The organism is Aminobacterium sp. UBA4834, assembly GCF_002400205.1.
In the GTDB taxonomy this organism is placed as follows: Bacteria; Synergistota; Synergistia; order Synergistales; family Aminobacteriaceae; genus Aminobacterium; species Aminobacterium mobile.
Genome location: NZ_DHFC01000013.1, coordinates 1 through 8601 on the forward strand (window position 1 = coordinate 1; position 8601 = coordinate 8601).

General features: G+C 42.8%; 8 protein-coding genes. All 8 read left to right on the top strand.

Translation table 11 applies throughout. The features are described 5' to 3' along the window. Positions 1-42 precede the first annotated feature (42 nt). Positions 43-894: a bifunctional methylenetetrahydrofolate dehydrogenase/methenyltetrahydrofolate cyclohydrolase FolD gene (gene folD, locus B3L97_RS04655; RefSeq protein ID WP_286934364.1), complete on the top strand. Its 852-nt coding sequence runs from the start codon at positions 43-45 to the stop codon at positions 892-894. 117 nt (positions 895-1011) lie between these two features. Then, complete coding sequence (locus B3L97_RS04660) at positions 1012-2562, top strand: PucR family transcriptional regulator (protein WP_286934366.1); 1551 nt, start codon at positions 1012-1014, stop codon at positions 2560-2562. Between the two features lie 105 nt (positions 2563-2667). Beyond that, a complete protein-coding gene (locus B3L97_RS04665; RefSeq protein WP_286934369.1) occupies positions 2668-3831 on the top strand; it encodes a M20 family metallopeptidase in 1164 nt (387 codons plus the stop codon). An 18-nt stretch (positions 3832-3849) separates the two neighbouring features. After that, positions 3850-4392 (top strand): TRAP transporter small permease, encoded by a 543-nt coding sequence (locus B3L97_RS04670; RefSeq protein WP_286846123.1) that lies wholly within the window; start codon positions 3850-3852, stop codon positions 4390-4392. Between the two features lie 14 nt (positions 4393-4406). Continuing rightward, entirely contained in the window at positions 4407-5684 is a 1278-nt protein-coding gene (locus B3L97_RS04675; RefSeq protein ID WP_286846124.1) for a TRAP transporter large permease, read from the top strand. Between the two features lie 110 nt (positions 5685-5794). Next, positions 5795-6826 carry a DctP family TRAP transporter solute-binding subunit gene (locus B3L97_RS04680; protein ID WP_286846125.1) on the top strand — a complete coding sequence of 344 codons (1032 nt, stop codon included), beginning with the start codon at positions 5795-5797 and terminating at the stop codon, positions 6824-6826. 110 nt (positions 6827-6936) lie between these two features. After that, complete coding sequence (ftcD, locus tag B3L97_RS04685) at positions 6937-7857, top strand: glutamate formimidoyltransferase (protein ID WP_286846126.1); 921 nt, start codon at positions 6937-6939, stop codon at positions 7855-7857. 6 nt (positions 7858-7863) lie between these two features. Continuing rightward, positions 7864-8487 (top strand): cyclodeaminase/cyclohydrolase family protein, encoded by a 624-nt coding sequence (locus B3L97_RS04690; RefSeq protein ID WP_286934371.1) that lies wholly within the window; start codon positions 7864-7866, stop codon positions 8485-8487. Positions 8488-8601: the final 114 nt, after the last annotated feature.

Genomic DNA, 8601 nt, shown 5'->3' on the forward strand with positions numbered 1-8601 from the left:
GGGAATATTACTGGTTTGTTCTAGAGGCGAGGAGGCTACTAAATGAAAGCTCAGATATTGGATGGGAAAAAAGTAGCAGAGGAAGTACGGGCTGCCATAAAAAAGGAAGTAGATGAAATAAAATCCAAGGGAGGGCACATTCCCGGCTTAGCCGTGGTTCTTGTAGGCGAGAATCCAGCGTCGAAGGTTTATGTAGGTCAGAAAGAAAAAAAATGTAAAGAAGTGGGATTCAACTCTTTTCTTCATAAGCTTCCGGCAAGCACTACAGAAGGAGAGCTCTTGAAGCTCATCGAAACCCTTAACAATGATAAGGCTGTAGATGGTATTCTTGTTCAACTTCCGTTGCCTCAGCAGATTGATAGCGATAAGATCCTCAAAGCCATTGACCCGTCGAAGGATGTGGATGGTTTCCACCCCATGAATATGGGGTATCTTGTCGCTGGACTTCCTGCAGTGCATCCCTGTACCCCGAAAGGCATTATGTATCTCCTTGACGCTTATGGAATCGAAATAGAAGGGAAACATGCCGTAGTGGTAGGGCGAAGCAATATTGTAGGTAAGCCCATTGCCCATCTCCTTCTTGACCGAAACGCTACAGTGACTATCTGTCATAGCAGGACGAAAGATCTGGGGGCTATTACTCGTCAGGCAGATATTATTGTAGCAGCCGTAGGTCGTCCTCGCATGATTACAGGCTCTATGGTGAAAGAAGGAGCTGTAGTTGTGGACGTGGGCATTAATCGTCTTGAGGAAGGATTGGTAGGAGACGTAGATTTTGAAACTGTAGGAGATGTGGCTTCTTGGATTACGCCAGTTCCTGGTGGTGTTGGGCCTCTTACTATTGCTATGTTGCTTAAGAATACATTGGAAGCTGGCCGAAAAAGCAAGAGGTAGGGGCATAACATCTTACTTTTTGACAAATACGTGTTTATTAAAGGGGCTGGTTTTTACCAGTCCCTTTTCTACGTGATACAATATATAAACTTTGTTTCAAGGAGTGGATTTTTTATTTTGCCTGCCATACGTACACTTCAAACATTGTCAAGTTTCTCTCTTCTTGCTGGAAATTTTGGTTTGGATAAGGAAGTTGGAAGAGTGGTACTTCTTGATGATGTGATAGGCGGGGGAGTGTGTTGCTCTTCTGACTCTCTTGTTGTGGGAGCGTGGTCCAGTAAGTCACGTTTTTCAGGTCTTTGTTTGTCTCCCGTTCTTGCTATTATCCAAAATGGTGTCGGGGGAATTGTTTTTCAAGGAGAGATTCCTCCAGAGCTTGAAGAAGCAGCAAATACTTTTTCTACGCCTTTATTTTTTATCCCTCAAAACCATGCTTTATTAAATGTTCTCTTTGCTCTTGAAACAGAGTTTCGAAAAGCGGGAAGTACACTTCGTTCTTCCTTTTCACCTTTTGCCGATATCCTTCTCAATGATGGCGATTTTGAAAGAATTCTTTGGGCATTGCGAGAGCAGATACATTGTGGTGTTGCGTATAAAGATCTTATCCACAAACAACTTTTCGTCGCATCTTTTTCTGACGAATTTAAAGAACATGTAAAAATATACCCCTTAAAAGAGATAATTCGCCTTCACCAACACATGGAGGTCCGTGTTGGTGGCGTACTGAGCGGCTATCTTATCCTTAACCGTTCAAGCCGTTCCGACAGAAAAATTTCTTTTTTAGAGATGTCTGCTCTAGAGAATGCCGTTATAGCAGTAAAGCTTTCTATAGAGAAACAACTTTCTGCTCAAAGGGTGGAGCGAAACTATATTGATGAGTTTGTACGGGATCTTATTTATAACAAGATACAAAGGAAGGAAGAACTTGAAAGTCGGGCTCGCACTTTTTCTTGGAATCCTGTCAATGGCGTTGTTGTAGTGGTGGTAGAAGTAGAAGCTCTTGATGGAGAAGCTGGAGAACGTGAGTTTCAGGTCTTTTTTTCCACTATTAGGTCGAAGTTCCAGGCTTTTTTCCCAAAATCGATTTATACAATGTTGACAAAGTCTGTTGTTTTCCTTATCTCCCCTCCAGATCCCGATAACGAGGAAAAAACCCTACAAACAAATATAATTAAAGTAGCGGAACACCTTAATGAAGAAGCTGCTAAAGAGTTACATTGCGAAATTACTGTCGCTGTAGGTGGATACAAAACTGACCCCCTTAGTATACATGATAGTTATCGCGAAGCAGTTCGAGCCCTTCGTGTGTCTAGATTAGCTACGTTTCCCCAAGAAGTTGTTTTTTGGGAAAACCTAGGCGGGATGAAACTCCTTTCCATGGTGTCTCAGAGTCAGGAGGCAGAGACCTTTTGTCAGAGCATATTAAAAGATCTTATTGAATATGATAAATCTACGAATGGAGAGCTTCTTCAAACACTTAGGGTCCTTAATAAGAATAATTGGAACGTGAAACATGCTTCGGAAGTTATGAAGTTTCACTATAACACCATAAAATATCGAAACAAAAAAATCTGTGATCTTCTTAATTTTAATCCTGACAACAGCGATCAACGTTTTGATATTGCCCTTGCATTAAAACTTTATGACCTCGGATCTTTTAGCGAATAGATTTGTCAAGTTTTGACAATATAACCCCAAAAAACTTATCCACATAAGCTAATGTCTGAATCTCCTCCCTCCAGTACTCTTATATTGGTGAAAGGGGGGAATAAAATGACGCAAAGGCAAGATGATGCTTATGGTAGGGCAATAAAAATACTTCAGCAGCTGATTCGTATCCGTACTTCCCAGCCATCTGGAGATGAAAAGGACGCAGCTCTTTTTGTCTCTTCTTTGTTCCCTGATGATAAAGTTGAAAAGAAAATAATCAGCCATGGAAATAATCGAGCCTCGTTGGTGATTACCATCCCTGGGGCAGGTCGGAATCGTGGCGTTGCTATTACAGGACATTTAGACACAATCCCGGCTGGAGATGTGCGAGATTGGACCTATTCTCCTTTTGGCGCAGTCATAGTAGATGGTTGTGTTTATGGTCGTGGAGCTGCGGATATGAAAGGCGGAGTCACGTCCATGATTTTAGCGGCTCTGACCCTTTTAAAGGAAAACATAACGCCGAAAGTAGACGTTGTGTTCTGTTTTACAGCGGATGAAGAGGTAGGGGGTATGGGGGCCAACGCTCTGTTAGGGGGCGGGTTCCTCAATAAAGTAGAAGAAGTTCTGATCATTAAGCCTACAGATGAAAGAGTTGGCCTAGCAGAGAGGGGCGCTATTTGGCTTCGGATAAAAACGTGGGGGACCTCTTCCCATGCTGCTATGGCAGATGCCCAGACGAATGCTCTCTCTACATTTAACAAGATTACAAATCTCATATCAGAACTTTTTAGTGGCGAGAAAAAACACGATCTTCTCGGCCGTTCTACATGTGTAGTTACCTCGCTACAAGCTGAAAGTGATTTGTTTAATGTTGTTCCTCATTATGTAGAAGGGACGCTAGATATCAGAACCCTCCCGAGTGTGGATCATTCCCTGTTATTGCAAAAAATTTATAAAGCGACGGAATCTATGGAAAAGGACAATAGTCCCATCCATGTTTCTGTAGAGGTGGTAAACAATAGACCTCCTGTAGGGATGGATGAAAGTGCTCCGTTAGTGCAATCTCTACAAAAAATTTATTCTGAATTGGAAATGCCATGGGAAAAGACTGGTATCAATTATTTTACAGATGCCTCGATCCTCATCCCTTCTTTAGGAGTACCTTTTGCTATTTTGGGGCCTGGCGATGACATGTTCTTTCACCAGCCAGACGAATATGTTCGAATGGACTCTGTCATACGTATGGCACACGTTTTGGCGCATTACGCAAAGAGTAGAAGATAGAAAAGTGGGGGATCATAGGTGAATTTTTTTAACATGCTAGATAGTTTTTGTGAGCGTTTTGAGAAGTTTGTCGTATCGTGGAGCATCATCGTAATGGCTCTTGTTGCCATCCTTAATGTTTTAGGAAGGAACCTTTTCCAGCATAGCCTTACTTGGGCAGAAGAAGTAACTCAGTTCACCATCGTATGGGTTACCTTTGTGGGAACCAGTTATGCTGCCAGAATAGGAGCTCACATTAGGATGTCGGCTTTATCGGATGTTCTTGGGCCGAGAGGGCGAAAAATTTTGATGATTATTATTTCAGCTGGCACAGCTGCCCTGATGTTCTATCTCAGTTGGTACGCCTACCTCTATGTAGCTAAACTTGCTGAAATTAAGAAACAGACCTTGGGGCTTCATATCCCGCTTTACTTAATTATGTTATGGGTTCCCGTAGGTTTTGTAATGACCGGGATTCAATATGTGTTGGCCGTTATTAAAAATCTGAGATCTGAAGACGTTTATCTCTCTGCTTCAGTGCTTGAAGGCCACGCTGAGGACGAACAGTCCTTCGACTTTTAGGAGGGGTAAACACAATGTTACTTACTCTCGTAGGAACAATGGTTATATTGTTGTTGCTAGGTTTCCCGATGATGGTTCCCTTGGCAGCAGGAGCTTTTTTAACACTTGTGACACAGTTCCCAGGGGTAAATCCGTCGATGCTGATTCAACAGCTTATCGGAGGAGTACAGCCTATTTCTCTTACAGCTGTTCCTATGTTTATCTTTGCTGCGGACATTATGACATCAGGGCAAATTGCTGACCGTCTTGTCAATGTTGTTGTAAAGTTTGTAGGCCATAAAAGGGGAGGTCTCCCTATCGCAACAGCAACTGCATGTACCCTGTTCGGAGCAGTGTCGGGGTCAACGCAGGCAACGGTTGTAGCTATTGGTGGCCCTCTGCGTCCCATGTTACTTGATGCCGGGTATTCTTCTACATTTTCCACTGCTTTGATTATTAATGCGGCAGAAATAGCTCTTCTTATACCACCGAGCATTTACATGATTGTTTACGGTGTCGTGGGAGGAGCGTCTGTTGGAGAACTTTTTATTGCAGGTGTAGGCCCTGGCCTTTTGATTCTCCTCTTTTTCTCGGTATACTGTTGGTTTGTCTCGAAGAAAGAAAATGGAATGCCTCGTGCTACATGGCACGAACGTTGGGTAGCCTTCAAGGAAGCTATTTTAGGCTTTACCTTTCCCGTTATTATTTTCGGAGGAATTTACTCTGGCGTTTTCAGCCCGACAGAAGCCGCTGCAGTTTCAGTTCTCTATGCTTTCGTGCTGGAATTTTTTATCTATAAATCCATTAAGTTGTCGGATATCCCTCGGCTAGCACTAAGAACTGGTGTCGTGACGGCGATCGTTTTTATTCTTATCGCAGTTGGGCAGGCTTTTTCGTGGACTGTTTCCTTCGCGAGAATTCCGAATCTTATACTACCACCTCTTCTGGGAGAAACACCTTCTGTTGTCCGGATCCTTTCTGTCTTAAGTATTGCTTACTTTATAGGGTGTATGTTTGTTGATCCTATAGTTGTCATTATGATACTTACTCCTATTTTCAAGCCTGCCATTATGGCTTCAGGATTGGATAACGTACTTGTAGGAACCATCGTAACATTACAGGCTGCCATTGGTTCTTCTACGCCACCTTTCGGCTGCAATATTTTTACGGCAATTGCTATTTTTAAGCAAAAATACACAGATGTTGTTCGTGGAGTTCCACCCTTCATATTTATGTTGATACTCGTGTCTATTCTGCTCGTATTATTCCCTCAGATAGCTCTCTTCTTGAGGGATCTGGCGGTGGCTCAGTAAAAAGGAAGGAGGGCAGTTCTCGGTATCAAAAAGACGCAAGAGGACTTTATGTTGAGATTTAGATTGAGATGAAATGTCTTAAATTCAAATTCTAGAGGAGGTTTACATCTATGAAAAAGCTTCATGTTTTTGCTTTAGTACTGGCCCTTGTTCTTGCTTTTTCCGGAATAGCTGTAGCGGCAGAGTATAATTGGCGTTTAGCAGAGGAAGAGATAGTAGGAAGTGTCTGTGACGTTTATGCAAACGAATTTGCTCGACTTCTTGCAGATAAATCAAATGGCAGAATCAAACTCGATGTATATCCTCAAGGGACGCTCGGTACTCCTACAGAAATGTTTGAGCTGTGCTTGAATGGAGCGATAGAGTTTGCTCTTGTCGGTCCAGGGCAGTGTGGTGCCATCGTTCCCGAAAATCAGATATTCTCTCTTCAGTTCCTTTTCTCCGATGACGATATGGTAAACGAGAAAGTCCTTGCTTCCAGTAAGGCTCTCAATGAGATGTTGGCTGGTGTGTACGAGAAAAAAAGCCTGAAGGTTTTGTCTTACTTTAGCGAGGGTGCCATGTATTGGACAGCAAACAAACCCATATTGACTCCTGAGGATTTCAAGGGGCTTAAAATGCGAGTTATGCCTTCGGAGATGCTTGTAGAGACCTATAAGGCATATGGAGCCAATCCCACACCCCTCTCCTTTACTGAACTTTACAGTTCTCTTCAGTTGAACATGGTTGAGGGGCAGGAAAATGCCCCCTACATTATTCAGGAAATGAAGTTTATGGAAGTTCAGAAGTGTCTTATTGAATCTAAGCATAATATCTATGTTATGCATACCCTTGCCAATGCTGACTTTTTCAATGGATTGCCAGAAGATATTCAGAAGATTGTTCTTGAGTGTATAGAAGAGCTTCGGCCTTTTGTTTATAAGGTACAGCAGGAGCTGAATGACAAACGCCTCGATATGATGGTAAAGGCTTTCAAACCCGATCAGAAGCTTCTGAAGCTTGAGCACGATCAGAGAATGCGCTTCCGTGAAATTGCTAAAAATGCAGACGAGAAGTATTTTGAGCTTTCGGGCAATCCGGAATTTGCGAAAGAGCTTCTTAAAACCTTCAGATCTGAAATGGCAGAAGCAGAGAAGAACTAAGTTTTTCAATCTCGGTTAGTAAGGGAGCAGCTCTTTTTTGCGAAGAGCTGCTCTAAAAAAGTAAATTAAATAAAACTTTTGATTTCAGCACGTGATTGGAGGAACCACAATTGGCTAAGAAACAGTATGTTCATGCAGTTCCCAACTTTAGTAATGGAAAAGACAAGGAAGTTATTGAAGCCGTTGTTGATGAAATTCGTAAGGCTAAAGGAGTTAAGCTGATCGGCTATTTCCCCGATGCTGACTTTAATAGAACGGTTATAGAATGCCTTGGGGAGCCAGAGCCTTTGAAGAAAGCCCTATTGAATATGGCAGGCAAAGCTTACGAGCTTATCGATATGGAGAAACAGGAAGGGAAGCACCCTCGCATTGGAGCTCAGGATACGATCCCGGTTTTCCCTCTCCGCAATATCTCTCTTGAGGAGTGTACAGAGCTTGCAGAGGAGATAGGAAAAGAAATTTGGGAGCGCTATCAGGTACCAGTCTATTTTAGTGGAGAAAATGCCAGGACTCCTGAACGCAAAGAGTTAGCGTATATCCGAAAGGGCCAATATGAAGGGCTGAAGGAAGTTGCTCATACACCAGAGCGCTGTCCTGATCTTGGACCGGCTAAACTTCATCCAACTGCTGGTGCTACTATAGTAAGCGCTGCTACTCATAACCTCGTAGCTGTGAATATGATCCTCAATACGACAGACATGGAGATTGGAAAACGGATCGCTAAAATGATGCGTGGACCTAGTGGTGGATTTAGTACTATTCGTGCAGTTGCATTTAAGCCGGATGGTTATGATAATGTAGCTGTCTCCATGAATATGTTCGATACGGTCAATACTCCAATCTATAGGGTGTTTCAGGTTGTGGAGAACGAAGCTAAACGTTATGGCCTTACCATAATAGGTACACAGATTTGTGGCACTTTACCTCAGGACGCACTCTTGAACTGCGCTGAATACTTCCTTCGCATAGTAGATTTTGACCGGAATCAGATTCTGGAGAACAATATTCTGGCACTAGACGAAGAGGAGTAGATGTGTATGCTAGTTGATCTGAATTTAAGGCAATTTGTAGGGGAACTGGCCTCAGATTCTCCAGCTCCGGGAGGTGGAAGTGTAGCCGCCCTTTCCGGTGCTCTCGGTGCAGGGCTGATTTCCATGGTTTGCAATCTTACCATTGGCAAAAACGGCTACGAAGCCCATGAAGCCGAAATGAAAGAGGTCAGAGGTGAATCAGAAAAGCTCTATAACAGTTTATTAGAGCGAATTGATCGTGATACTGAAGCTTTTAACAAAGTTATGGCTGCTTTTAAAATGAAGAAAGATACAGAAGAAGAAAAAGCAGTTCGTAAAGAAGCAATTCAGAAAGCTTTTAAGGAAGCTTGCGATTCACCTTTCGCTATAGCGGAGGAATGCCTGGTGGTAATTCGTCTCGCTGATAGGATTGTGGATAAGGGTAATACCAACGCTATGAGTGATATGGGCGTGGCTGCTGCTCAGGCTTTGGCTGGACTTGAGGGTGCCATTATGAACGTCCGTATTAACATTCCTTCAATCAAAGATGCTGCCTATGTATCTGAAAAAGAGAGCGCGGTACAAAAAATGCTGGCAGAAGGAAAATCCCTTCGAGACACCATCCAGAAGAAAGTTGATGCGAAACTTTAGAGTTAAGAATTGAATAAAAGATGTATAGTAAAAAGGAGCGGACACAGTCCTGCTCCTTTTTCTTCCTTGTTTTTGAGAAGAGAGAGTTGCTGTAGAGGAGGTTTTACAGAATGA

Excerpts from the sequence above, each read along its gene's own strand:
- folD (WP_286934364.1), top strand. The coding sequence starts at position 43 with ATGAAAGCTCAGATATTGGATGGGAAAAAAGTAGCAGAGGAAGTACGG.
- B3L97_RS04665 (WP_286934369.1), top strand. The coding sequence starts at position 2,668 with ATGACGCAAAGGCAAGATGATGCTTATGGTAGGGCAATAAAAATACTT.
- B3L97_RS04675 (WP_286846124.1), top strand. The coding sequence starts at position 4,407 with ATGTTACTTACTCTCGTAGGAACAATGGTTATATTGTTGTTGCTAGGT.
- B3L97_RS04680 (WP_286846125.1), top strand. The coding sequence starts at position 5,795 with ATGAAAAAGCTTCATGTTTTTGCTTTAGTACTGGCCCTTGTTCTTGCT.
- B3L97_RS04690 (WP_286934371.1), top strand. The coding sequence starts at position 7,864 with ATGCTAGTTGATCTGAATTTAAGGCAATTTGTAGGGGAACTGGCCTCA.